The sequence below is a fragment of the Ketobacter sp. MCCC 1A13808 genome, assembly GCF_009746715.1.
Classification (GTDB): Bacteria; Pseudomonadota; Gammaproteobacteria; order Pseudomonadales; family Ketobacteraceae; genus Ketobacter.
Genome location: NZ_VRKW01000001.1, coordinates 214,188 through 239,999, shown reverse-complemented (window position 1 = coordinate 239,999; position 25,812 = coordinate 214,188). Strand labels below are relative to the sequence as shown.

General features: G+C 49.7%; 26 protein-coding genes. 16 read left to right on the top strand and 10 right to left on the bottom strand.

Features of this window, described 5'->3' with window-relative positions:
- Positions 1-8 precede the first annotated feature (8 nt).
- The gene (locus FT643_RS01110) at positions 9-1,232 is read right to left on the bottom strand and encodes a saccharopine dehydrogenase family protein (protein WP_156868842.1); all 1,224 of its coding nucleotides are present in this window, start codon (positions 1,230-1,232) and stop codon (positions 9-11) included.
- Between the two features lie 334 nt (positions 1,233-1,566).
- Here FT643_RS01110 and FT643_RS01105 point away from each other — a divergent pair, with 334 nt between their 5' ends.
- The 3 genes from FT643_RS01105 (at position 1,567) to FT643_RS01095 (ending at position 5,220) form a co-directional block, all read left to right on the top strand.
- Complete coding sequence (locus FT643_RS01105; protein ID WP_156868841.1) at positions 1,567-2,004, top strand: CBS domain-containing protein; 438 nt, start codon at positions 1,567-1,569, stop codon at positions 2,002-2,004.
- 100 nt (positions 2,005-2,104) lie between these two features.
- A complete protein-coding gene (locus FT643_RS01100) occupies positions 2,105-2,755 on the top strand; it encodes a class I SAM-dependent methyltransferase (RefSeq protein WP_156868840.1) in 651 nt (216 codons plus the stop codon).
- Positions 2,756-2,937: 182 nt separating this feature from the next.
- Positions 2,938-5,220, top strand: a complete 2,283-nt coding sequence (locus FT643_RS01095) for a M48 family metallopeptidase (RefSeq protein ID WP_156868839.1) — start codon at positions 2,938-2,940, stop codon at positions 5,218-5,220.
- Here FT643_RS01095 and FT643_RS01090 read toward each other — a convergent pair.
- Positions 5,181-5,834: a TetR/AcrR family transcriptional regulator gene (locus FT643_RS01090; RefSeq protein WP_156868838.1), complete on the bottom strand. Its 654-nt coding sequence runs from the start codon at positions 5,832-5,834 to the stop codon at positions 5,181-5,183. The genes FT643_RS01095 and FT643_RS01090 overlap by 40 nt on opposite strands.
- 299 nt (positions 5,835-6,133) lie before the next feature.
- Here FT643_RS01090 and FT643_RS01085 point away from each other — a divergent pair, with 299 nt between their 5' ends.
- The 11 genes from FT643_RS01085 to FT643_RS01035 all read left to right on the top strand — a co-directional run bounded on the left by FT643_RS01085 (position 6,134) and on the right by FT643_RS01035 (position 17,325).
- On the top strand, positions 6,134-7,579 hold the full coding sequence (locus FT643_RS01085) for a glyceraldehyde-3-phosphate dehydrogenase (protein WP_317621905.1): 1,446 nt from the start codon (positions 6,134-6,136) through the stop codon (positions 7,577-7,579).
- Between the two features lie 575 nt (positions 7,580-8,154).
- On the top strand, positions 8,155-9,489 hold the full coding sequence (locus tag FT643_RS01080) for a Na(+)-translocating NADH-quinone reductase subunit A (protein WP_156868837.1): 1,335 nt from the start codon (positions 8,155-8,157) through the stop codon (positions 9,487-9,489).
- Between the two features lie 4 nt (positions 9,490-9,493).
- Positions 9,494-10,696, top strand: coding sequence for an NADH:ubiquinone reductase (Na(+)-transporting) subunit B (locus FT643_RS01075; RefSeq protein ID WP_317621904.1), 1,203 nt, complete (start codon positions 9,494-9,496; stop codon positions 10,694-10,696).
- A complete protein-coding gene (locus FT643_RS01070) occupies positions 10,686-11,501 on the top strand; it encodes a Na(+)-translocating NADH-quinone reductase subunit C (RefSeq protein WP_156868836.1) in 816 nt (271 codons plus the stop codon). The genes FT643_RS01075 and FT643_RS01070 overlap by 11 nt, the downstream gene beginning before the upstream one ends.
- A gap of 1 nt (position 11,502) precedes the next feature.
- A complete protein-coding gene (locus FT643_RS01065; RefSeq protein WP_317621928.1) occupies positions 11,503-12,171 on the top strand; it encodes an NADH:ubiquinone reductase (Na(+)-transporting) subunit D in 669 nt (222 codons plus the stop codon).
- A gap of 12 nt (positions 12,172-12,183) precedes the next feature.
- Positions 12,184-12,795, top strand: a complete 612-nt coding sequence (gene nqrE / locus FT643_RS01060; RefSeq protein WP_156868834.1) for an NADH:ubiquinone reductase (Na(+)-transporting) subunit E — start codon at positions 12,184-12,186, stop codon at positions 12,793-12,795.
- 21 nt (positions 12,796-12,816) lie between these two features.
- Complete coding sequence (gene nqrF / locus FT643_RS01055; protein WP_156868833.1) at positions 12,817-14,049, top strand: NADH:ubiquinone reductase (Na(+)-transporting) subunit F; 1,233 nt, start codon at positions 12,817-12,819, stop codon at positions 14,047-14,049.
- Positions 14,050-14,057: 8 nt separating this feature from the next.
- A complete protein-coding gene (locus tag FT643_RS01050; protein ID WP_156868832.1) occupies positions 14,058-15,086 on the top strand; it encodes an FAD:protein FMN transferase in 1,029 nt (342 codons plus the stop codon).
- A gap of 78 nt (positions 15,087-15,164) precedes the next feature.
- Positions 15,165-15,395: a (Na+)-NQR maturation NqrM gene (gene nqrM / locus FT643_RS01045; protein ID WP_156868831.1), complete on the top strand. Its 231-nt coding sequence runs from the start codon at positions 15,165-15,167 to the stop codon at positions 15,393-15,395.
- Between the two features lie 143 nt (positions 15,396-15,538).
- Positions 15,539-16,936: a Si-specific NAD(P)(+) transhydrogenase gene (gene sthA, locus FT643_RS01040; protein ID WP_156868830.1), complete on the top strand. Its 1,398-nt coding sequence runs from the start codon at positions 15,539-15,541 to the stop codon at positions 16,934-16,936.
- Positions 16,936-17,325, top strand: coding sequence for a VanZ family protein (locus tag FT643_RS01035; protein ID WP_156868829.1), 390 nt, complete (start codon positions 16,936-16,938; stop codon positions 17,323-17,325). Before sthA ends, FT643_RS01035 begins: the two co-directional genes overlap by 1 nt.
- Before the next feature lie 4 nt (positions 17,326-17,329).
- Here FT643_RS01035 and FT643_RS01030 read toward each other — a convergent pair whose 3' ends face one another.
- From FT643_RS01030 to FT643_RS01000, 7 genes are all read right to left on the bottom strand, one after another.
- The gene (locus FT643_RS01030) at positions 17,330-18,280 is read right to left on the bottom strand and encodes an HD-GYP domain-containing protein (protein WP_156868828.1); all 951 of its coding nucleotides are present in this window, start codon (positions 18,278-18,280) and stop codon (positions 17,330-17,332) included.
- A gap of 33 nt (positions 18,281-18,313) precedes the next feature.
- On the bottom strand, positions 18,314-19,396 hold the full coding sequence (locus FT643_RS01025) for an aminopeptidase (protein WP_156868827.1): 1,083 nt from the start codon (positions 19,394-19,396) through the stop codon (positions 18,314-18,316).
- A complete protein-coding gene (locus FT643_RS01020) occupies positions 19,389-20,117 on the bottom strand; it encodes a glycerophosphodiester phosphodiesterase (protein ID WP_156868826.1) in 729 nt (242 codons plus the stop codon). Before FT643_RS01020 ends, FT643_RS01025 begins: the two co-directional genes overlap by 8 nt.
- A gap of 4 nt (positions 20,118-20,121) precedes the next feature.
- Positions 20,122-21,042, bottom strand: a complete 921-nt coding sequence (locus tag FT643_RS01015; protein ID WP_156868825.1) for a carbon-nitrogen hydrolase — start codon at positions 21,040-21,042, stop codon at positions 20,122-20,124.
- Positions 21,039-22,067, bottom strand: a complete 1,029-nt coding sequence (locus FT643_RS01010; RefSeq protein ID WP_156868824.1) for an agmatine deiminase family protein — start codon at positions 22,065-22,067, stop codon at positions 21,039-21,041. The genes FT643_RS01015 and FT643_RS01010 overlap by 4 nt, the downstream gene beginning before the upstream one ends.
- Positions 22,068-22,142: 75 nt before the next feature.
- Complete coding sequence (locus FT643_RS01005; RefSeq protein ID WP_156868823.1) at positions 22,143-22,433, bottom strand: hypothetical protein; 291 nt, start codon at positions 22,431-22,433, stop codon at positions 22,143-22,145.
- Between the two features lie 58 nt (positions 22,434-22,491).
- Positions 22,492-23,076: a PilZ domain-containing protein gene (locus tag FT643_RS01000; RefSeq protein ID WP_156868822.1), complete on the bottom strand. Its 585-nt coding sequence runs from the start codon at positions 23,074-23,076 to the stop codon at positions 22,492-22,494.
- A gap of 117 nt (positions 23,077-23,193) precedes the next feature.
- On the opposite strand from FT643_RS01000, the gene FT643_RS00995 reads away from it, so the two are divergent.
- Together FT643_RS00995 and lolD are read left to right on the top strand one after the other, a co-directional pair.
- A complete protein-coding gene (locus FT643_RS00995; RefSeq protein ID WP_156868821.1) occupies positions 23,194-24,429 on the top strand; it encodes a lipoprotein-releasing ABC transporter permease subunit in 1,236 nt (411 codons plus the stop codon).
- Entirely contained in the window at positions 24,422-25,153 is a 732-nt protein-coding gene (gene lolD / locus FT643_RS00990) for a lipoprotein-releasing ABC transporter ATP-binding protein LolD (protein WP_156868820.1), read from the top strand. Before FT643_RS00995 ends, lolD begins: the two co-directional genes overlap by 8 nt.
- 35 nt (positions 25,154-25,188) lie before the next feature.
- Here lolD and FT643_RS00985 read toward each other — a convergent pair whose 3' ends face one another.
- Positions 25,189-25,755: a DUF2062 domain-containing protein gene (locus FT643_RS00985; RefSeq protein ID WP_156868819.1), complete on the bottom strand. Its 567-nt coding sequence runs from the start codon at positions 25,753-25,755 to the stop codon at positions 25,189-25,191.
- Positions 25,756-25,812 lie beyond the last annotated feature (57 nt).

Below are 25,812 nucleotides of genomic sequence, written 5' to 3'. Positions count from 1 at the left end.
CTAACGGGTTACAATGTTTGGAATTCGATACCTGCTTTCTGTAGCCGGTCAATTAACGCGACGCCGATACCGGAACCCGGTGTGACGATGCCATAGCATTTCGGTAACGACTTATCAAAAGCGAGGCTGAGAGCTGACTCTGCCAGCATCTTTGCTGTTTCGTCGTATCCTGGATCACCCCCGGACACCTGAGTCCACACATGCAGGCCGTTGGCTTCGCCAATGAAGTTAACTTTAAACCAGGATTTGGCCCTCGTTTCAGCGCTGGGTCCTTGCCCCGGGTCTTTTATTTTAAGTAACTTGTCGCGGCTGAACTTGAATTGGGAGAGGGCGACCAAGCCACCCGCACCGATGATACCGCCAACCAGTTTGGGAAGTTGTTTTACCAGCACATAGTGTCCGTACTCAAAGTCAGGGCCAAATTCTTTGCGGCTGGCTGCTGTGCGCTTCACCACTTGCGGGTCGATGGTTGGCAGGGGGCATGCCCAGGCTTGATACGGTTTACAGTACTTCACCGATGGTTTCATGACTCGACTGCGACGGCGATCTGTCGGAATTGATTTTTTAGCTTTTTTCCAGGATTTCCGCTTCTTCTGATATTCCCGGAATCGAGAGAATTGTGTGATTGCGGAGTGCCACGTGCCGCCGGAAAACGTGCCGCGCGCCTGAACAAAGCCTTCAACCTTTACCGGTAGCTTTCCGGCTGATTGTTCTCCCAGCTCTTTATTGAGGGCATGGACTGTGTAAAGGGCGCCCAGGTCATGGGGAATACTGTCGAAACCGCAGCTATTTATGATTTTTACTTTCTTGGCTTCCGCTTCAGCCTGATAGTCATGCTCCAGGCCCTCTACAAATTCGGGCTCTCCGGTTAAATCGACATAATGCGTGCCGGTCTCAATGCAGGCTTCCACCAAAGCTTCACCGTATTTCAGGTAAGGACCAACTGTGGTAATGACGACTTTGCTTTTGCCTGCCATTTCCACCAGGCTGGTAAAATCCGAGGAGTCGGCACGCAGTAGATCGATTGATATTTTGGGGTTTAAAGCCAGCAGAGCTTGTTTGCAGGCTTCCAGCTTTGGCGCATTGCGTCCGGCGATCGCGATTTTAAGCTTGCCCGCTTCTTTTGACTGAACCAGGTATTCTGCAGTTAATTTACCGGTAAACCCGGTAGCACCGAAAACGACGATGTCGTAGGCGCGCGCAGACGTTGGGTTTGCTGCTTTGTCGGCCATGTTACTCCCCTTGTTGCCGTGACTGTCAGATTTCTGTCAGAATTTGAAAGGATAAAACGAAGCCTAGAGTAAGCTGGATGAAACCGATGTTTCAAGCACTCCAGAGCACATATTGATAACAATAAATGGTTATCAATAGATGGAAGTAGGTTTGCGCGTGCCCAGGTTTTTTGTAGTAATCTCAATATGTTAAGTAGGTTTATGGGGTCGGGCGCGCGATGCAGTTTAAATAGTTGTCCTGATACAGAAGCTGTGACATTGTAGAGCGATGGGCGGAACGGATGCCTGATGACAATAATAATGTTTTAAACTTCGCCAGAAGCGAGGAGGGATTATGGTAGGCAGGACAATGGTTGTGAGTGACTGCATGAGTCGCAAAGTGGTCAGTTTCGATGTCCGGGATGATGTAGGGGACGTCGTTGCTACCTTGTTGGAGAATAAGATTACCGGAGCTCCGGTGCTTGATAAAGACAGAAACGTGATCGGCTTTATATCCGAACAAGATTGCATTAAAGAAATGCTGAATACCGCATTCTATTGCGATCTGACCGCCAATGCCGGCGACGTTATGACCCACGAGGTGCTAACAGTGCATCCAGGCATGCCGATAGCAGAGTTGGCTGAATTGCTGAGTAGCGCAAAGCCAAGGGTCTATCCGGTGGTGGATGAGGGTAGATTGGTGGGGATAATAAATCGTTCGGATGTTTTGCAGGAGCTGTATGATGCCAGCGTCCGTTGCCATCATCTGACTGACCAGAAAACAGCGTTATAGGGTTAGGCAGTCGCGTTCGGATCTGCGCCAACATCGCCTTGCCAGTCGAATGAATTACGGCTCGTGTGCTTTTCGTGCGGGCCCGCGCTGCACATAATTTATGCAATTATATGAACACACGTTACCGTCTATTTTGCGCGGGGTAGATGTGACTGCCCGCGCTTTGCCTCTGGTCCCCGAATTAAAACTGTTCCTACTGCCTGATGATTATCCGACTTACAATTTGGGCGCTGAGGATTATCAGCGACTGATGGAGAATCCGCCGTATTGGGCATACTGCTGGGGTGGTGGTCAGGCTTTGGCCCGCTGGCTCCTGGATAATAAGCGAGTATTGGCAGGTCGGCGTGTTGTGGATTTTGGCGCGGGTTCCGGGGTTGCCGGAATAGCCGCCGCATTGGCCGGGGCTGCAGAAGTCGTTGCGGTGGATATTGACCGCGATGCCTTGCAGGTGTGTGCCGCCAACGCTCGATTAAATAGTGTACAAATCAGAACTGAGAGCCATTATGTACCGAGCCCTCAAAGCTTGATGCTGGCTGCTGACGTTTGTTACGAATGTGACGGTTTTGAAACAGTAATTTGTCACCTGCAGGCTGGTGGGGACCTGTTAGTAGCAGAGTCCCGCCTTAGAAACCTATCTGATCGCTGGCCGAAATTAACAAAAACAGCGGAATTTAGGATACGAACCTACCCTGATCTGGACGAATCAGAACGCTATGATCGAGTGGACGTTTATAGCACCCTGAATGTCTAGAATTGCCTTATAAATCGAGCCGTTACAAAGCTCAACAATTCTTCACATAATGCCCGATGGATGCTCACGTACTAATCCAAAGTCCTCTGCTATATTGCTAATCACAGAAGCATAATAAAGATCTATTGTTCATACCGGACTCACTTAAGAGCCTTGCCACCCAACCTGTGGAGACCACATTCATGCTGCCGGATGCGTCAAACAATCTGACCGCGACTATGCAGTGGAATTCGGCCGCGCGGAAAATGCCGGGGGCTCAGGTTTCAGGTCGGGATAGAATCCTGAGTGAGGGGTATAGTCAGGACGATATCAAAAACGGTTTCCGGGTGGATGTGGTTTCCCCGAAAGTCGCGCTGGGCGACCGACTCAAAATGGCTTGCGCTGCCTTATTCTCTATCGTAATTCCACTCGGTTTTATCTGCGCCTTATTTGCTACCACGGCCTACTGGCTAGGTTTAACCTGGCAAACATTCTCAGCCCGGGGGGAAAGCTTTACGCTGACCATGGGCGTGTATCTGGCCGGAGATGTATTTCTACTGGGATTTATTTTCGCCCTGATCCGCCGGTTGGTTCTGATCCGCCGTGGCGCGAAAAACTATTACGAATTAGCGCCTGAAGCTCAGCCAGAATTGCACGCCTTCATCAATTATATCGCGGACTTGCTGCAGGGCCCGAAACCACAAAGCGTAAAACTTGACGCAGAAGTGGGGTTGGTATTGCGACCCGCGGGTTTGCGCGAAGCGTTGTCCGGTGTCGGCCCGGAAGTCGTTATTGGATTGCCGCTGCTTTATGGTTTAAGTGCACGTCAGCTGGCCGGAGTTATCGCACATGCCTACGCGGGTTATACCCTAGAGGCAAGACTGCATGGTTATCCGATTCTTTGTGCTATCGATCGTTGGCTGCTGACTCAGTCGGGACAGGGTCGGAGTAACGTGCTGGGCAGAGACGATATCACAGGAAAACGTAAAACCTGTATCGGTCAGTTGATATTGCCTTTCGATGTGTTGGTACAGGGGAGTTTTTATCTGGTCTATCGTTTCATAAGTGCACTGACTTTTGACGTTAGCCGAAAAGTGGATATGGCCGGCGACCTGTTTAGCGCTCGTATTGCAGGCTCAACTGAATTTCGTTCCACCCAATTTCGCTTAAGATCACTTCACTACGGGCAGATGAACGCGAATCAGGAACTTTTTAACAGCTGGCGCAGTAAGAAATTACCGGATAATTTCTCTGCCCTGGTTGTGGATCATGCCGACACATTGCAGTTGACACTCAGACCACGCCTGATTCAGGAAATGGAAGAGCTGGTTACGCCATTGACTCGCAGCAGAATTGTGGATCTGGGGCGTATTGTGAATGTTGAGCACAGCCAGGAAGAAGGCGCCTGCTTTTTGTTGGGGGCTGCGATTTCTTTATTGAGAGATCCCGCGAAAGTCAGCAAGATGGTGACGGTCGGCCACTATCGGTACGTCGGAATACGGCACCCGGATTTATACTCTTCCCAGAAAATTCAATCTACTCAAAAAGCGGAAAGGGAAAAGGCGAAACGCCATGATGTATTTTGTGGGCTTGAACGTAGCTCGCGCATAATTCGCCTGGAAGATTTTGAAAATTATCGTGTACTTCCCATGGAGGCCAGGCTGCAGGACTACTGCTTGCTGTCCGATGATTTGCGTAAACAGGGTGCGCAGATCGGCCATTTAGCAGACACAGTGCGTGAATACGAATTCAGAAAGAATCTGCTGCATACACGAAAAGTGATGGAAGAGTGCAAGGGCGCTGGGCAGCAGGTTTCCAAAGAACTGGAAGTGCAGTGGCTTACCAGTATTAAGGAACAAAGCGAATTCAAATCCCGTTTAGTGCCCGCGGAGAGTCTGTTCTCTCGAAAAGCCGGGATTGGTTTGTCGTTGGCGCTGGATTCTCCGGAGGTACAAGAGCAGCTGCAAATGACGTATCAGGAAATTCACTCGCATTTTCTGCACTTGTTCGATGCCCTGAACTTCCTGCATCGCAGTTACGAAAGCATTCAAAGGCTACGGTCGTATACGCAGGTGCTGGGTCAGCTGTTAGTTGAATCCGGCTCGGAATTTCGTTGCTCCCTGCAAATTACTGAAATGAGTAACCGCTACCAGAAATATCTGTTGATTGAGCTGGACTCGCTGATGAGAGTGTTATGCGGTCTGACCTATCCATTGGGCGGTATCGATTTCAGTACATCAGCTTCGGCACGCGGGGGCCGGGTTAAAGAGGCGGGCTTGCTTACTGTTAGTGACGTGGTGTGCATGGAAATTGCGGATATCGATTCTGCAAGTACTTGTCCTGAAGCCTGTCATCGGGTCGCGAACGCACTATGCCAGTATCTGGATGGTTTCAACGAGCAGTTGCAGCAACGAATTTCCAGGATTTTAAACGCCACTGAACATCATTATTTAAAGGAGTCGGAGGAAGAGGTGGAGCCCAGGTAAGTTTCGGCAACGGCTTCAAGCATTTCGCGACCTTCAACCGGTAAATACGGGGCAAATAAACTCATCACCTGATAGACGCCGAGGCCAAGATCATCGGGTTCATGGTGAGCGGTTAAGTGTCGGATGTGCTGAAAATTGAGCCAATATGTGACGGTCATGGTTGCATTGATGGCAAGCCGCTCCGCTTCGGTAGCGCTGATTTGAATCATGCTTTCCTGACGCATTCTTTCCACGATGACCAGAGCGCTTTCCCGCTTCTTTTCCAGGATGCGGTTGAACTTTTTTTGCAGGCGTTCATTTCTTTCCAGAATTGTGGCCGGGTCTCGGTATAAGAATCGGTGCTCCCAGATTTTTTCGAAGATCATGTGGACGTACATCCAATAGTCCATCATATCCAGGCCCATTTCGGCAGGTGATTGTAATGCCTCATGGATTGCAGTTTCGAAAGCCTGGAACAGTTCGAAGATGATTTCGTCTTTATTGCGGAAGTGGTAGTACAGGTTGCCCGGACTGATGTCCATTTCATTGGCGATATCAATGGTGGTGACATTGGGCTCGCCGCACAGATTAAACAGTTCCAAGCTAGTAACTAATATTCGATCTCGTGTCTTCATTTGATTTTGGTGTCTCTATTCGGCTCGAATACCCTTTTTATTGGCAAAGAATACGTTAGCAGCGAATGCAAGTCATTACATGATAGTAAAGAAACCTATGTAAGTAGCTGAAATGCTAGGTTAATTGACGGGATTGGCCGATAAAGCAGTCGTCTGGTGATAAGTCAGATTGATAATTGGTGCTATTAAAAAGATAATAGGCGCCCTGAAGTTAGAGCAAACGGCTTTACAGGAATGGTACCGCAAGTCCGTTTGGAAATAATCAGGTACTCAAGACTCAATAAAGAAGGTATTAACTCGTGGCAGATAAGTCTACTCAGCATTTGCAATCCTGGATCAACCGCGAAGCGCTTGCCGAATCAATGATTCCGATGATCGGTAAATTATATCGTGAAAACAATGTGGTCACTTCCGTCTATGGTCGTCCGATTATCAATCGTTCCGTAATCGACATCATTAAAGCTCACCGCTTTGTGCGACAGTTGCAAGGTAATCAGTTAGACGTGTCAGAGACCTTTCCGGTTCTTAAGGCGCTGACTGAGTTGAACCTGGGCCCATCCCGGATCGATATCGGCAAGCTGGCCGACAAATTTAAAGCCGAAGGCAGTAAAGGCGACGTGGCCGATTTTGTGCGTGCCGAAGTTGCTGACGCGCTGGATCCCAGTGCTGCCAGCTTGGCGCCGCCGAAAGACATCGTGCTATATGGTTTTGGCAGGATAGGTCGTCTGGTTGCCAGAATCCTGATCGAGAAAGCGGGCGGTGGTGCTGCGTTGCGCTTGCGTGCGATTGTGGTTCGCAACGGTGGTGCTGCAAACGATCTGGTCAAGCGTGCAAGTCTTTTACGTCGTGATTCGGTGCATGGTTCATTTCGCGGTACCATCTCGGTTGACGAGGAAAATCAGGCCATTATTGCGAACGGCAACTATATCCAGGTGATTTACTCTAACGATCCTGAAGAAGTGGATTACACGCAATATGGAATCGACAACGCCATTGTGGTTGATAACACCGGCAAATGGCGCGATGAAGCAGGGCTGGGCAAGCATCTTAAGTGTAAAGGGGTGTCTCAGGCGGTGCTAACTGCGCCCGGTAAGGGCGAAATTAAAAATATCGTCATGGGTGTGAATGATCACCTTGTTACCAGCGATGATCGTATTCTCTCAGCTGCGAGTTGTACTACCAACGCGATCGTGCCGGTGCTCAAGGTGGTCAACGATTTGTACGGCATTGAAAACGGACACGTTGAAACCGTGCACTCCTACACTAATGACCAGAACCTGATAGACAACTATCACAAAGGGGATCGTCGCGGTCGTAGTGCTGCCCTGAATATGGTTATTACTGAAACCGGTGCGGCTAAGGCCGTCGCGAAGGCGCTACCAGAGCTGGAAGGTAAGTTGACCGGGAATGCCATCAGGGTGCCGACACCAAACGTGTCTATGGCGATTCTAAACCTGAACCTAAGTAAAGATGCGGACCTGGAAAACATGAATTCTGCGCTGCGCCAAGCGTCACTTGAGGGGGCTTTACGGAAGCAGATTGATTTTGTGAATTCTCCTGAAGTGGTGTCTACTGACTTTGTTGGTTCCCGGTACGCCAGTATCGTTGATGCGGAATCCACAATAGTGAACGGGAATCGTTGTGTGTTGTACGTTTGGTACGACAACGAGTTCGGTTATAGTTGTCAGGTTGTACGTATGCTGCAAAAAATGGCCGGAGTTAATTATCCTACATTTCCAGCGTAAATACGGATAGTGATCAAAGTGCTTGGTTAACGATCAAGCAACCTCAAAGCCCGCCTGGTTGCGGGCTTTGACGCGTTTTGGGGGGTTGGAAATTTCCGCGAATGGCCAGAATAGCGGAAATTCATTGCTCAGAAAGCGTCAAAGTGGCCACGGAAATACCAATTCGTCGCTGGTCATTCAACGCCATCCAATTTATAATTCTGCGGCAAATTTAGGGTTGAGGGGCCGGATTCGTCCGGAATTTCTTAAATGCACCTTCCTGAAGTCAATGGAGAGTTGGCCGGCAAAAGTATTGAATCGCTGATGAGTTGGCTGAAGTGGCCCTCTAACAAAAAAACCGATTGCCTGATTTTTTCGAATGGATAATGCGTATTCTTGGTTCTACGGGATTTCGCACGCATGTTGTCGAATTGGTTAGAGTGTATGGGTAAGCGTACTACACTGTTGTCAGCCAGAGCCTCAGAATCGAGTCTCTGATTCTCTGCCTTAAGTTTAGCGTCTACACTTGAACGGGATCCGTCTGCTTAGCAGGCCGGTTCACTTAAGCGTCAATTTAACGGAAACGGTTAGGGGCTATGATCAAGATCAAGAGAGGTCTGAATCTCCCCATAAGCGGCACCCCGAAGCAAACCATCGAAGATGGTCCAACGATTCGGACAGTGGCCGTACTGGGTAGTGACTATGTGGGCATGAAGCCTACTATGAGTGTCAAAGTAGGGGATGAAGTCAAGAAAGGCCAAGTGCTTTTCGCAGACAAAAAAACCGAAGGAGTTTTATTCACGGCTCCCGCAAGTGGCGTTGTCTCCGCCATCCATCGTGGTCAAAAGCGAGTTTTGCAATCAGTCGTTATCGATGTAAGCGGTGACGCAGAAGAAACCTTCGATGCTTTTGCCCCCACTGAGCTGAGCAATCTCAGCAACGACAAGGTACAAGAGAATCTTATCAAATCCGGCTTGTGGACAGCCTTCAGAGCACGTCCTTTCAGTAAGGTCCCCGCGCCGGGTTCTGAGCCCCGCTCCATATTCGTTACCGCTATTGATACCCACCCGCTGGCTGCCGATCCGGCTGTTGTAATTAAAGAGGATGCCGTCGCTTTCCAGCAGGGGTTGGATGTGCTGTCCAATCTCACCAAGAAAGTCTGGTTGTGTAAAGCCGCTGGTGCCGGCATCGGCGGCAATGGAATCGCGGAAGTGGTTGAGTTTGATGGTCCGCATCCGGCTGGTCTGGCCGGAACTCACATTCATTATCTTGATCCGGTTTCTGCTAAGAAAACCGTTTGGCACATCAATTACCAGGACGTGATTGCCATCGGTAAATTGTTCACATCCGGTAAATTGAACACCGATCGGGTGGTCGCTCTCTGTGGGCCCCAAGTGTCTAATCCCCGTTTGGTGCGTACGAGACTGGGTGCGAGCACGGATGAGCTGCTGGCCGGTCAGCTTGAGCCTGCCGATAATCGCGTTATTTCAGGTTCCGTGCTGGGCGGCACCACAGCCATAGGTCCCTATTCCTATTTGGGGCGTTACCACAACCAGATTACTGTGCTACGTGAAGGTCGTGAGCGGGGTATGCTGGAATATCTGTGGATGGGCAAAGAAAAGCACTCCGTGCTGAATACGTTTATTTCGTCACTCAATCCAGGCAAGCTATTTTCATTTACCACCTCTACCAATGGTAGCCCCCGGGCGATGGTTCCGGTTGGGGCGTACGAGAAAGTAATGCCACTGGATATTTTACCCACTCAGCTACTGCGTTCGCTTATTGTCGGAGATACCCAGACCGCGCAGGATCTTGGCTGCCTGGAATTGGATGAAGATGATGTTGCGCTGTGTTCTTATGTTTGTCCCGGCAAATACGAGTACGGCCCGATCCTTCGTGACAATCTAGAACGAATCGAGAAGGAGGGTTAAGCCGGTGTTTAGAGATTTATTAGACAAGCTGGAACCGCATTTCGAGAAAGGTGGCAAATACGAAAAGTATTATTCCGTCTATGAAATGGTGGATACCTTCTTTTATAGCCCGCCAACAGTAACCCATGCTAATGCGCATGTGCGGGACGGCATTGACCTGAAACGCATTATGATCACGGTTTGGCTTTGCACTTTTCCTGCTATGTTTTTCGGGATGTATAACGTGGGCGCGCAAGCACTTGCCTATATGGCCGACAGCGGTGTAACTGCAAGCGGTGACTGGCGCTTTTTCTTCACAGATATGCTGACCGGTTATAATCCTGCAAGTGTCTGGGATTGTTTCATCTACGGTGCCATGTATTTTGTTCCGATCTATGCCGTTACTATGGTTGCAGGTGGTTTTTGGGAAGTCCTGTTTGCCGTCAAACGTGGTCACGAGGTGAATGAAGGGTTCTTTGTTACTTCAGTGCTGTTTGCCTTAATTTGTCCCCCTTCAATTCCTTTGTGGCAGGTCGCTCTGGGTATTTCATTCGGTGTGGTTCTGGGCAAGGAAGTGTTCGGCGGCACCGGTAAAAACTTCCTTAACCCGGCGTTAACCGGCAGGGCATTCCTGTTCTTTGCATATCCGGTAAGCATGTCAGGCGATTCCGTATGGACTGCAGTCGATGGTTTCTCCGGTGCGACAACACTCAGCGTAGCAGCACAAGGTGGTGTCGAAGCAATTCAGAGTTCGCTGACCTGGTTTGATGCTTTCCTCGGAAACATGCAGGGCTCCATTGGTGAGACTTCTTCACTGGCTATATTGATTGGCGGTGGTTTCCTGGTGTTGACCGGTATTGCTTCCTGGCGAATCGTTCTCGGCGTATTTCTGGGAACAGCGTTGATGGGCATACTATTCAATGCAGTAGGCAGTGACACCAATCCAATGTTCGACGTGCCTTTCTATTGGCACTATGTGTTGGGTGGCTGGGCCTTTGGTACGTTCTTTATGGCAACCGATCCGGTATCGGCGGCGATGACCAACAAAGGCAAGCTGGTTTTCGGTATTCTGATCGGCGTTATGGTTATGCTGATTCGTGTGGTGAACCCGGCCTTCCCTGAGGGCATGATGCTCGCCATTTTGTTCGGGAACCTATTCGCCCCCACCATCGATCACTTTGTCACTCAAGCCAACATCAAGCGGAGGTTAGCACGCAATGTCCAGTAACGATTCAACCGGTAAAACCCTGTTGGTTGCGGCACTGCTGTGTATCGTTTGTTCCATAGTAGTTTCTACCGCGGCTGTCGCCCTGAAAGGGGAACAGGTAAAAAACAAGTTGCTCGACAAGAATAAGAACATTCTTGCCGCAGCCGGCATGCTGGAAGAAGGCAAGTCAGTTGCTGAGATCTTCGAAAACCGATTAGAAGTGAAATTGGTGAACCTGGATACGGGCGAATATCTGACTGCAGAGAGCGCCACCGAAGATTGGGAAAAAGCAGCGTTGGCAAACCCTGTTGCTTATGACCAGCGGAAAGCGGCTAAAACCACGGGTGAAAATGAAATACTGGAAGGCAGCATAGATAAAGCCAGTATCAAGCGACAGGCCAAGTATGCAACGGTTTATCTGGCAAAGAATGAAGAGGGTGAATTTGACACGATCATCCTGCCGGTTCACGGTTATGGTTTGTGGTCCACTTTGTACGGCTTTCTGGCATTAAAAACGGATACGACTACCGTTCGCGGTCTGGGTTTCTATGAGCATGGTGAAACGCCGGGCTTGGGGGGGGAGGTTGACAACCCCAAGTGGAAAGCATTGTGGCCGGGTAAGCAGGTTTTCAACGATCAGGGCAAGGTCGATATCCACCTGATTAAAGGGTCTGTGGATCCGAATGCACCCGACGCAGAACACAAAGTGGACGGCTTGGCCGGTGCAACATTGACCAGTAATGGTGTGACCAACTTAATTCAGTTCTGGCTGGGAGAAAATGGCTTTGGTCCATACCTGGCAAAAGTGAAAAAGGAAGGGGTGTAAGATAATGGCTTCTGAAATCAAAAAAGTATTGTTCGGGCCGGTCATGGACAACAACCCGATTGCCTTGCAAATACTAGGGATTTGCTCGGCATTGGCCGTCACCAGTAACCTTAACACCACGGTGACCATGTGCATTGCTCTGACCACGGTAACGGCATTCTCCAACTTCTTTATCAGCTGTATACGAAAACAGATCCCGTCAAGCATTCGTATTATCGCGCAAATGGCGATCATCGCGTCTCTGGTTATTGTGGTCGATCAGTTTCTGAAAGCCTATGCCTATGCGGTTAGCAAGCAGCTATCGGTGTTCGTCGGCCTGATTATTACAAACTGTATCGTTATGGGACGTGCAGAAGCGTACGCTATGAAAAACCCGCCAATTCCGAGCTTTTTTGACGGTATTGGCAACGGGCTTGGATACAGCGCGGTGCTTCTGAGTCTGGGTGTCGTGCGGGAATTGTTTGGTGCCGGCAAACTGTTTGGTATCGAAATCCTACCCACGGTGAACGACGGCGGCTGGTATGTTCCCAACGGTTTATTATTGTTGCCACCCAGTGCCTTCTTCCTGATCGGGCTGTTGATCTGGGCATTGCGTAGCGCTAAACCGGAGCAAGTTGAAAAAGCGGAGTTCTCAATGGCGCCTCAATCTAAAACACTAGCCACTCACTAAGGAGCAGTAGACATGTTTGAACATTACTTAAGCCTCCTGGTTAAAGCCATATTCGTTGAAAATATGGCATTGGCCTTTTTCCTTGGAATGTGCACCTTTATCGCCGTCTCCAAAAAGGTACAGACGGCCATGGGATTAGGAATTGCCGTGGTTGTTGTGCAAGCCATTACAGTGCCTGTGAACAACCTGATTCTGACCGGGTTATTGAAAGAAGACGCGCTGGCGTGGGCTGGAATTGAAGGAGTCGACCTCACATTCCTGAGCTTGCTTAGCTTTATCGGTGTTATTGCAGCGTTGGTTCAAATACTCGAAATGTTCCTCGATAAATACGTACCGGCTTTGTACAACGCACTGGGTGTTTTCCTGCCGCTGATCACAGTGAACTGCGCCATTCTTGGTGGCTCGCTGTTTATGGCCGAGCGTGATTACACTTTCGGTGAAAGTGTGGTCTATGGTGTCGGCTCCGGTGCTGGCTGGGCCTTGGCAATAGTGGTTCTGGCCGGAATCCGCGAAAAAATGAAATACAGCGATGTACCATCCGGATTACGAGGTTTGGGTATTACCTTTATTACGGTTGGTTTGATGTCGCTGGGCTTTATGTCTTTCTCTGGCATTCAGTTGTAATTGGTCGAGGGGATATTAGAAATGGATCAAAATACAATATTTTTGGGCGTAGCCATGTTCACCGGCATTTTGCTGCTGTTGGTTGCTCTGATTCTGATGGCGCGTTCGCAGCTGGTCAGTACCGGAGACGTTCAAATAGACATTAATGAAGACCCTGAAAAAGGGGTGACTGTGCCGGCCGGCGGTAAACTTTTGAATACGTTGGCGGACAAAGGCATTTTCGTGTCATCAGCCTGTGGTGGCGGTGGAACTTGTGCTCAGTGCAAGGTTATCGTCAAAGACGGTGGTGGCGATATCCTGCCTACTGAAGAAAGCCATTTCACACCTCGTGAAGTTAAAGAAGGTTGGCGCTTGTCCTGTCAGGTCTCAGTAAAACAGGATATGAAAGTTGAATTGGACGAGGCCTTTTTCGGTGTAAAAAAATGGGAAACCTCGGTGCGCTCAAACCACAATGTGGCCACGTTCATTAAAGAGCTTGCACTGGATTTACCCGAAGGCGAAATAGTGAATTTTCGCGCAGGTGGCTATGTTCAGTTGGAATGCCCACCTCATCATGTGAAATACAAAGACTTCATAATCGAGGACGACTTTCGCGGCGACTGGGAGCGTTTCGGCTTTTTTGATCTGGAGTCTAAAGTAGATGAAACCGTTATCCGGGCCTACTCCATGGCGAATTATCCCGAAGAATACGGGGTTCTGAAATTCAACATCCGGATTGCGACGCCGCCTCCGGGTTCTCATGGCACGCCACCCGGGCAAATGTCTTCCTGGGTGTTCAATTTGAAGCCTGGGGATAAAGTGACGGTGTACGGGCCTTTCGGCGAGTTCTTCGCAACGGATAACGATAACGAAATGGTCTTTATCGGTGGCGGAGCTGGTATGGCTCCAATGCGTTCGCATATCTTTGACCAGCTTAAGCGCCTTAAAACGGACCGTAAAATCTCATTTTGGTACGGTGCGCGAAGTATGCGGGAACTCTTCTATAAAGAAGAATACGACATGCTGGCGGACGAAAACGAAAATTTTGACTGGCATATAGCGCTTTCGGATCCGCAGCCGGAAGATAACTGGAATGGCTTAACCGGTTTCATCCACAACGTATTGTTTGAGCAGTATCTGAAAGATCATGATGCTCCGGAAGACTGCGAATACTATATGTGCGGGCCGCCGATGATGAATGCGGCTGTTCTTAAAATGTTGGAAGATCTGGGTGTGGAGCGTGACAATATCTTCCTGGATGACTTCGGCGGCTGATAACCCTTGTGAAGAAACTTAAGCAGTCCATTATTTTCAGTCTGATCGTTATTAGTCTGTCGATTGTAGGCTGCTCCCATTCTGACGCACCGGATATTCTGGAAATCAGCGGTCAGACCATGGGTACCTGGTACTCGGTGAAGATGGTGGATCTTCCCAAGGCCGTTAACACAGATCAGGTTTCCGAAGTAATTCAATGGGAGCTGGACAACGTTAACGACAAAATGTCGACCTATCAGCCGGGTTCTGAACTGTCTAAGCTTAATAGGGCTGCTGTTTCAGAGCCCTTTACCGTATCAGAGGATACTTTCGAAGTTCTGAGCAAATCGCTGGAAATCTGGCGCTTGAGCGAAGGGGCGTTTGATATAACGGTCGGCCCTCTGGTTAATTTGTGGGGATTTGGCCCGGAAAACCGGCCCCATACCATTCCCGATCCCGAAGCCATGAAAAAGGCCTGGAACCGCGTTGGCTCTGATGGCCTGTCGTTGCATATAGATGATTTCCAGGTGGAAAAGAGCAAGGATTTGTATCTCGATTTATCTGCAATTGCCAAAGGCTATGCTGTAGATCGGGTAGCGCAGGCGCTGGAAGACCTGGGTGTGCGTCGCTACATGGTGGAAGTCGGTGGTGAAATCAAAGTCGGCAATAATAAAGCCCATAACCTGCCTTGGCAGGTGGCGGTGGAAGAGCCGGTCGAGGATCTGAGGCGGGTGCACCGGGTGCTCAAGTTAAATAATGTGGCTATGGCAACTTCAGGTGATTACCGGAATTATTATGAATTCGATGGTAAGCGCTATTCTCATACCATTGATCCTAGAAATGGACAACCGATTGACCATCGTTTGGTTTCTGCAACCGTAATCATGCCTCAGTGCGCCTCTGCTGATGCCTGGGCTACGGCGATGATGGTGCTGGGCCCGAAGCAGGGTATGGAAGTTGCTGAAGCTAACCATTTGGCAGTTTATTTGATTTTGAAAACCGAAAAAGGACTGGTTACCCATCACAGCACTGCATTCAAGCAATATATGGATCAGTAAGCCCGCAAACTGGTGCTAGGTGTTCATGCATTGTGAGACGGTGTAAACTGTACTCCAACTTATCTCCCGGGACCTGTTATGGCTACTTTTTTCGTTGCATTGATTTTCTTCGCTATAGTTATGTCCGCGATGGCCGTCGGCGTTATTTTTTCCAATAAGCCTATCAAAGGTTCCTGCGGTGGCCTTAATAATATTGGACTCGAAGGCGACTGCGAAATTTGTGGCGGAAATCTGTCCAAATGCGATGAAAAGTCCGCTGGGAAAGAGAATTTGGCAGGTTTGGCTTACGACGCCGGTAGACGTAACTGAATGAGCGCCCGTGCGAACTGCACTGACTCACAAAGTTCGCAAAAACAACAATTAAAGCCCTGACGGAATGCGATTTGATTTCATCAGGGCTTTTCTTTTTCTATACTGAAAAAAATATCCTAAATTCAGGTGGTTAACATAGCATGCCCACTAAATTTGATCTGGTGGTAATCGGTGCCGGACCGGCCGGGGAGGGTGCTGCAATGCGGGCAGCAAAGGCTGGACTGGAAACCGCGATGGTCGATGAGAAAGCGATGGTCGGAGGTAACTGCGCACATTTGGGCACCATACCGTCAAAAGCATTGCGGCATGCGGTGAAGCAGATTATTACGTTTAATACCGATGCGTTATTTCGAGATATCGGTGAGCCCAGAACTTTTTCCTTTCCCAAAGTGCTGAAGCGGGCAGAGAGCGTTATCGCGAAGCAGGTAAAGTTGCGAACAACATTTTACTCGCGTAATGAGATAAAACTCTATCACGGGCAAGCCCGCTTTACGGATAGCAATACACTCGAGGTAGTGAAAAGTGATGGATCAATCGAAACCCTGATTGCGGATAAGTTTGTCATTGCGACCGGTTCCAGACCGTATCGCCCTGATGATGTGGATTTTAGTCATCGGCAAATTTACGATTCCGATACGGTGCTGAAACTGCAACACACGCCCCGAAAAATTGTCATTTACGGAGCAGGTGTTATTGGTTGCGAATACGCTTCTATCTTTTGCGGTTTAGGTGTCCGGGTGGAATTGATTAATACCCGCGACCGCTTGCTCGATTTTCTGGATTACGAAATCTCAGATAGTCTGAGTTATCACTTGCGGGATATCGGTGTGCTGATCCGCAATGGCGAAGAGTATGAGGACGTTATCGGTCGGGAAAGTGACGTGGTGGTAAAATTGAAATCAGGGAAGATTGTGCGTGGTGATACCTTTCTATGGTGCAATGGCCGTACCGGCAATACCGATTTATTGAACTTGGATGCCATCGGTCTTTTGGCTAACCATCGCGGCCAACTGGAGGTCAACGACCGTTATCAGACGGTTGCCAGTCATGTTTATGCGGCGGGTGATGTTATCGGTTGGCCCAGCCTGGCCAGTGCCGCTTATGATCAGGGGCGATCTACCGGAGCCGGTGTCGCCGGGCTAGAGGATTTTTACCTGGTGGAAGATGTGCCAACGGGAATTTATACTCTGCCGGAAATCAGCTCGCTGGGAAAGACCGAGCAAGAACTAACGCAAGAGCGGGTTCCCTACGAGGTGGGGCAGGCGGCATTTAAAACCGTGGCGCGAGCGCAGATTACCGGTGAAACCGTAGGTGTGCTAAAAATTCTATTCCATCGCGAAACGTTGCAGATCTTAGGTATTCATTGTTTTGGTGATCAGGCTTCCGAGATAATTCATATTGGCCAGGCGATTATGAACCAGCCCGGTGAAGCAAATTCCATCGAGTATTTTGTGAATACCACCTTCAACTATCCCACCATGGCTGAAGCCTACCGGGTTGCAGCACTCAACGGACTGTACAGAGTGAGCAGTTATTAATGATTGTCGTACCCTTAAAACCCCATCAGTTATGTTGGGCCTTTCGCATAGCACTGCTGATTAATCTGACCGTTATCAGTTGGCTGGCGTTTACGGCCTCCAAAGTGCAAATTGCGGAGTTGGCGACTGACAAGGTGAACCACTTTGCTGCCTTTTTTGTGCTGTCGTACTGCCTTGACCGCGGTTTCCCGGGGTACAACTTTTTTAAATTCAAATTTGTGCCCCTATTTCTGTACGGGGTATCGATAGAACTATTGCAAAGTGAGTTAGCCTACCGGGAGTTTTCTTTGTGGGATTTGCTCGCAGACGTAATTGCGGTGGGGGCTTATTGGCTAGTGCGGAAGCCTTTCAGGCAACTTGTTGTAGCCCGGGGAAGTTCATCCGCTTAATTGTCTATCTGTGTTCGTTCCCCATGAATAAAACCGTTAGGTCGACCAAAGGCCGCGCAGGGGGAGCGGTTGCCTGGACTACTTTCCATTCCGGCAGGCTACAATCTCTTACTACTGAGCCCATATAGGGTTCATCATCAGCATCGAACAGTGCTCTGACAATGGGCACCGGACTGTTTTTCTGCCGATGCGTGGCTATTGCGGTTTCTCCGCTGGCTAATTTTACCCAGGTGCCCGGCGGATAAATGCCGACGGATTTCGCGAAATTGAGCAGCAATCCTTTCAGCCTGTCATCCTGATCATTATTAAAATGGGCCAGGGCTTCACGCGCCAATACCGGTTTACGATACGCACGATTGTCGATGCGTGCACTGTAGACTTCGCACATGGACACCATTAATGCGATGTCCGAAATATCGGTGCTGGTCAGGTGGTTCGGGTAGCCACTGCCGTCCGGTCGTTCATGATGTTGGCGGATCGCTTTAATCAGCATGGCATCGTTGAAGCCGGCTGCTTCCAGTAACAGGGCGCTTTGCAAGGGATGCTTCTCAAGTTTGACCCGTTGGGCTGCTGTTAGCTTGCCATCCATGCTGTTGAGTAACACCTGGAACTCGTAAAAAGTGATATTACAGCTTAATACGGCCTGCATTAGTGCTTTTTGTTTATCCGGGCTCAGCTGATGCTGTTGGCCGAAAAGGTGAGCAATAACAGCGCAATAGATAGGTTGTTTTAGAGGCGATGTCTGCCGGGAAAGGTGTATCGCGGCCAGCGCAGCATCCGGATAGGTATCCGTGATCAGGCAAATTACAGCCACGATTTTATCCATCATGTCCACACACCCGGCGTGCTTGGCCTTGATTGCCGTATAGAGGTCGGACAGAACAGGGATTAATGCATCCAGTCTGCTAAAAGGATCGAGGGCATTCTTGTCGGGGTGAGTTAGCGTACTGGCCATCAGAAATAGGTTAACCGCTTTTAATTCATCTACTTAGTTTTCAGTATAGTCGATGTTCGCGGTTGCGAGTTGTTTCAGTACGGAGTCCCTTTCGGATTTGGAGCGCTCCGCAAGCGCCTGGCAGCGATTGATAAATTCGGCTAAATCGTTGTTGCTCTGTTGGAACAGTGCGTGGAAGCCGGGGGCTAGCTCATAATACGTGGCAATCGTTGAGAGTTGGGCATTGTTGAGTCCCTGCGCGAACCAGTCATCGTAACCACTGTAGTGGTCCCATTCCGCTTTGAACTGCTGATATTGACTGGCTAAGTCAGCAATCAATCGTTGTTTTCCGATCGCTTTTTCCGAGGCGGGGCGATCTGAGCGGAATAGCTGGTCCCGTTGAAGTTTGTTGTCAATCACCATTTCCATGAACGCATTTTGGCGAGCTTTATTTGTATGATAATCGCTCCAGGTCGGTTGTAAATGGTTGTGGACGACCCATTGTTGCAGCAGTATTTCTTCCACTGTGGTGGCGAAGCTCTCATTGAAAACCGTATCGTCTTTTACGTACAGTACCTGATGCGATAACTCGTGAAACAGCAGGGCAGCCAGTCCCAATGGGGGGCGGGAAAGAAACGAGCTCAGCACAGGATCGTCAAACCAGCCCAGGGTGCTATAGGCATCCACCCCACCGACATAAACATCGAATCCTTTCTGTTGCCAGTCCTGGGCGGACGCTAATGCTTTTTGTTGCGAAAAATAGCCCCGGTAACTCACGCAGCCGGCGATCGGATAGCACCAGGTTTGATTCTCCATAGACAGTTTCGGGGTGACGAAAAGATTCCAGATAACATGTTCGCGCTTCAGATCGACATAACTGAGGTAGGAGTCGTTTGCAGTAATAGGTAATCGATCCAGTGCAAACTGCCGCGCGTCGAGTATTAACTGTAATTGGCTTTTTAGCGCCGGTGGCGTTCGCTCCGATTGCACCAGCTCTTCAATCGATTGACGCTCAGTAATGAGCTGGAGCTGCCCGGAAGCGGCTTGCCAATAATAGGTTGCGTCACATCCGGCCACCAGGATCATGAGGTAAATTAGCAGACAGCAACGAAGCGTACGAAAAATGGATTTAGACATCACAGCCCGATAGCTGTTGGAGCAGGGTGGTGGGACAGTCGGTTATCAGGCTGTCAACTCCGATACTTTGCAGACGACGCGCAACATTGACGCTGTTGACGGTCCAGCAGGAAACCTGCAGCCCTGCCTGGTGGGCAGTGGCGACAAATCGTTCTGAGCAGCGATGATAATTAGCGGCGATCAGGGTGCATTGATGGCGTAGACAAACGTCGATCGGCGAACGGATGAAGCGCTCGGCTACCAATCCTCGGGCGATATGGGGTTCGGACCGGTGCAATAACTGAAGCAATTTTTGATCGGTGGTGGTGATGGTGGCCTGGTCATGGAGATTGAATTGTTCGATCAAGGTCACCAATTTTCGGACAATGATTTTCAAGGACGGTAAATCGGTGGTTTTAACTTCCAACTGGATGGACTGCAAAGCAGGCCATTGCTCTAATACGTCACACAGCAGAGGGACGCCACTTGGTTGCGGCCATTGAGAAAAGGGCTTGGTGGCATCCAGCGCTTGCATTGCAGACGCGGTGAGTTCCCGGACTCTCCCGCGTCCGTTACAGGTCCGGTTGACACTGGTATCGTGAATAACCACCAATTGATCGTCGCTGGAAAGCCGGATATCCAGTTCAACGTGATGCAGGCCCAGTTGACGCAGATACTCGAATCCGGCCTGTGTATTTTCAGGTGCTTCATTACGCGCGCCGCGATGACCAATAATTTGCATGGGATCAGGGTCTCAAGAAACGCTTGGTAAGCCCGTCATAGGCGTCGATACGACGGTCACGGAAGTAAGGCCAGATGCGGCGCAGGTATTCAGTGCGGTGTATATCGATGTCTGCGTACAGACTTTGGGCGCTGATCGCATCCGCCTGCGCCAGTAGCTCACCCTGGGGCCCGGCAATAAAACTATTACCCCAAAATTGAATGCCCTCACTTTGCTTGGACGGGTCTGATTCATGGCCCACCCGGTTTGCGACCAATACGGGCAGGTGATTAGCTATTGAATGGGAGCGCTGGATCAGCTGCCAGGCTTCCTTTTGACGGCTTTTTTCTTCCTCGGTATCGCCCGGATCCCAGCCGATGGCGGTGGGGTACAAAAGCAGGTCGGCACCAGCCAGGGCCATCAGGCGTGCTGCCTCCGGGTACCATTGATCCCAGCACACCAACACGCCCAGCTTGCCTATGCTGGTTTGGATTGGTGTGAATCCGTTGTTACCGTTTAGCTGGGTTGCGTCACCGGGCGTAAAATAAAACTTCTCGTAGAAGCCCGGGTCGTCAGGTATGTGCATCTTGCGATAAAACCCGGCTAGCGAGCCATCCTTGTCAAAAACCACGGCGGTATTGTGAAACACACCGGGAGCACGCTTTTCAAACAGTGAGCCGACTATCACGACTTGATACTGTGCTGCCCAGCCAGCAAGTTGCTGAGCAGAAGGGCCGTCCAATGGTTCGGCCAGGTCAAATAACCGGGTATCTTCTGTCTGGCAGAAATAATGAGTGCAATGTAGCTCCTGGAGCAAAACCAAATCCGGTTTGGCTGACGCCATGACTTCCTGTAGCAGTTGTTCTGTTTGGGCCAGACTTTTATCTTTGTCTGGCCAGGCCGGTTGCTGGATAACGGCCACGCGAATGTGGGTGTTTTCACTCATAAGGCAATGACTCCTTTCGGTAGTTGCATGGTTGCGCAATGAGGGCCACCAAACTGACGGATCAGATTATTTCCCCGAACCGGACGAATTTTTTTGTCAGGAAAACAGCGACGGAGCGAATTCAGGGCCGCTTCATCCTGCTCACAACCGAAAACGGGGACAATAATTTGTTGGTTCAGAATTAGAAAATTAACATAGCTCCCTGGTAGGCGCTGTCCACTTTCGTCCAGCTGTGGCTCGGGAATCTCTATGGGCACCAGGATATAAGGTGATCCGTCCAACTGCCTGAACTTTTTCAATTGACGTTCCATTTCCTGCAGGTGTGGAAAGTGAGGGTCTTCAGGGTTGTTGCAGCTTGCAAAAGCGATTGTTCTGGGATCGCAAAAGCGAGCCAGATTATCTATATGACTGTCGGTATCGTCTCCCAGCAGAGCGCCTGCAGAAAGCCAGAGAACCCTGGACACCCCCAATTTGTCTTTGATCAGGTGTTCGATGGTGTTGCGGTCGAAGTGTTGGTTTCGGTTGCTGTCCAAAAGGCAGTGCTCGGTGGTGAGCAGGGTGCCGAGGCCGTCACATTCGATACTGCCGCCTTCCAATTCAAAGTCGACCGAACGCATTGGCACCTGCCAAACCGCCTTCAGGCTGCTGTTGATAGCGTTATCCAGTTCGGCATTGTACTTATCGCCCCAGCCATTGAATCGAAAATCCATCAGAACCAGGTCGTTCCGGTGACCCAGCGCCAACGGCCCGAAATCCCGGCACCAGGTGTCGTTGTAGGAGCGAATATAAAATTGGGGAGGGTGTTGGCAACAATCGCCTATCAGTTGCTCTATACGTGCCTGGTGATGATGGTCGCGGCACAAGATTAGCGGGTTGGCACTGTCGGCTATGGCGCTTGCCAGAGCCACGTAGTCCTGCTCAATATCGGTTAGCCAGGGCTTCCAGTCAGAGCGCTCATGTGGCCACGCCAACATTACAGCAGACTGTTCTGCCCACTCAGGCAGCATTTGAAAGGGGTCAGACATAGTCGGGAAATCACAGCCAAAGATGGGGTAAACGAGGCGGTAACATAGCCCATTACCGCCTGTTTTTAAAGAGCTTTAGTGGCTGTTGTTGAGGACGCTGTGGATGACCTGGCCGCTCTCGAAATAAACCGTATATTGAGAATAAATCCAGCGTGATATGGGGGGCTCGCCTACGGCCGCTAATTTCTGATCCGGAGCGCCGAATCGGGCGTTCACCTGGTCCATACTCTGGCCGGTTTTCGGGCGTTCAACATTGCTGTATTCGGTGCCTTGCTGTCCAACGGGGATAGCAACATCCTGGGCAATGCCCAGTGGCGCGTATGCCAACACCGCCAAAGCTAATAGGAATGGCTTCAGTTTTCTCATAATGGATCAACCTTTTATCACTTATAAATAAGTTATAGCAGATAGATCTTTGGTTTCGCTAATTATTGTTGGTCGAATTTTGGCCTTGTTCACGAATCCCTTGTGACTCAAGGCGTCGGATATGGCGCACTAATTGTTTGCGATCCGCCTCGTTCAGGGATGTGAACTCTACCCCAAGCCGGTATAGGGTGGGGTGCTCTTCCAGTTTTTCGTTGGTTTTAACGGTGCCGATCGCAGCAATTGCATTAATTTTGGGGAAGAGCACGATCACCAGGTGTAGGCAGGTGCCTATCTCAAGCAGTTCGCCACTATAGAAGGAGAGGCCACCCTCGCTCAGGGTGACGGGTACTTTCTGCTGTAGTTCGGGGTCATCGCTTGCGATGTATTGCGCTAATAACTTGATTTTCTCGTCGATGCTGCGCAGGTAATTTCCCAATGCCCGGTTCGAGTCACCCACCAGTCTGAGCAAATCACGGTTATCGTTGTTTATCGTCTGCAGCTGGCTTACCAGCAGGGCCTCCCGCGGGATTGGATAACGCTCATCATAGGGATTTCCCGAAGCGTGGTCGGGGTCGATGGGGGTATGAATCAGATGAATCAGGTCGTCAATACGATAGAAATCCCTGCGGTCCAGATCGTTCACGTTTATTCCTCTGCAAAGTACCTTAAAAAAAGTGTATCAGAAAACCTGCAATTGGTGAGTTTATGGGGTCTAATATCCTGATAGTATTCGATTCTCTGCTGTGGTTTAATTCCGTCCATGTTTAGACCTGTCTCATTATTTATCGGATTACGATATACCCGCGCAAAGCGGCGTAATCACTTTATATCCTTCATCTCATTGACCTCTATATTGGGCCTCACACTCGGCGTTATGGTTTTAATTGTGGTGTTGTCGGTGATGAATGGATTCGACCGCGAGTTGCAGCACCGCATTCTGGGTATGGTGCCTCAGGGTAGCATTGTCGGGTATCAGCCGTTCTCGGATTGGGAAAAGGTAATCGCAGACGCAGAAACTGAAAAACACGTTGAAGGCGCGGCCCCTTTTATCCAGCTGCAAGGGCTACTCAGTCATAAGGGCACGGTAGACAGTGCGTTTATTACAGGGGTTCATCCGGACTATGAAGACCGGGTATCCATTATTTCGAAATACATGACCAGTGGCAGTCTACAGGATCTGCAATCCGGCAGTTTTAATATTGTTCTGGGCAGCGCTTTGGCAGGTAAATTAGGCCTTGCCGTGGGTGATAAAGTCACCCTGGTGTTACCAGAAGCAACGGTTTCACCTGCCGGGGTTATTCCCCGCTTCAAACGATTCACTGTGTCCGGGCTATTTAAAGTCGGGGCAGAACTGGACGGTATCGTCGGATTTATTCATTTGGAAGATGCTGCGCGCCTGGCCCGAATCAAGGGTAAGGTGGAAGGCGTACGCATTAAGGTGGATAACCTGTTTATTGCGGGTCAGGTGGCCTGGCAAATCGCCGGTAAACTGGATGGGCAGTTTTATGCTTCGGACTGGACCCGTACTCATGGCACATTATTCCAGGCCATCAAAATGGAAAAAACGATGATGGCGTTGTTACTGACTCTGATCGTGGCGGTGGCAGCCTTCAATATTGTATCCAGCCTGGTGATGGTTGTGACGGATAAGAAAGCAGATATCGCGATTTTACGAACGTTGGGGGCTTCACCTCGAACTATCATGACGGTGTTTATGGTTCAAGGCAGCTTTATCGGAGTGATGGGCACGCTGATGGGAACTTTATTGGGTGTATTTATTGCCCTCAATATCAGTGACTTCGCTCTCTGGGTTGAAGAGGTTTCAAATACCCAGCTGTTCGAGCAGTACTTCGTGAATTATCTGCCATCCGAGTTGCGTTGGGGCAATGTCATGTTTGTCAGTGGTATGGGTTTTATTATGAGCTTCCTGGCGACACTTTACCCCGCACGCAGAGCAGCCAAAGTGCAACCGGCGGAGGCACTGCGTTATGAGTGACGACGTTCATCACACCAATAACCCGATCGTGCTTGAATGTCGGGATTTAAGCAAAAGTTTTGATGAAGGTCCGGAGCAGATACAGGTGCTCAAAGCCATCAACTTTTCCCTGGCCAGAGGGGATTTCGCTGCGATTATCGGCAATTCCGGATCCGGCAAAACAACCTTGCTCCATCTGCTAAGCGGATTGGATACACCCACTTCCGGTGCCATTTTAATTAATGGTCGCGATTTCAGTTCCTTAAACGACAAAGATAGGGGGATTGTACGCAACCGCCACATAGGCTTTGTTTATCAATTTCACCACCTTTTACCTGAATTTTCAGCGTTGGAAAACGTAGGGATGCCGTTATTGCTTCGCAATGAGGCGCCGGCAGAGGTAAAACGGCGTGCCGCCGAGATGCTGGAACGGGTGGGATTGGGTCACAGGTTGCGGCACAAACCATCTGAGTTATCCGGAGGTGAACGGCAGCGGGTGGCAATAGCTCGAGCCCTTGTGACCGAGCCCGCTTGCGTGATGGCAGATGAGCCTACGGGTAATCTTGACGTGCATACAGCAAAAGAAATTCAGAAATTAATGCATGACCTGAATCGTAGCCTGAATATTTCGTTTTTGATTGTGACTCACGACCTTGGATTAGCTCAACAGGTGGATAGAGTAGTCAAAATGGAAGATGGGCATTTGAGTGAGGCAGATAGGGAGAGCTTGATGAGCGGGCTCTAGTCAATCGTTGTAAGGTGATGGGTCCCGGTTTTGATTTACCATTTTTTTTTGTTGAAGCGTTTCTCGCGGCGGTGGTTCCAGGCGCGATAAATATGCACTCGCCACAGCACTCTAATTACTATGAAGCAGCCAACTGCAGTCAGAGTGCCTACAATAAAACAGCCTAACAGCAGCGGCCCCATCGCTTTCCAGCCCAGATTCCCCAACTGATGAATAAATAGTTGAAAATCGGACAGAATTAAATCGAACTGTATCTGAATCGGCTTACCTGTGCTGTCGACAGGAAAGCCCCAAAGCCAGGCACCCACTTCGTAGCAAAAAAAGTACAGGGGAAGATAGGTGAAAGGGTTACTTATCCAGGTGGATGCCACCGCGACCGGTAGATTACCGCGGATAAAAAAACACGCAAAAATGGCGAAGAAAATTTGTATCGGCAATGGAATAAAAGCGCAGAAAGTGCCGGCCAAAATACCATAGGACACAGACCTGCGGTTGAGGTGCCATAGGTTGGGGTCTTTTATTTTTGGACCAAGTTTTGAAATCCAGCGGTGCTCCGTAATGGTGTGCGGAGCTGGAATGTACTTTTTGAATATATTCTTCAAGAGAAATTAATACCTGGTTGCCGCTAACAGCGCGCCTATTATGCCGTCAATGGAGTG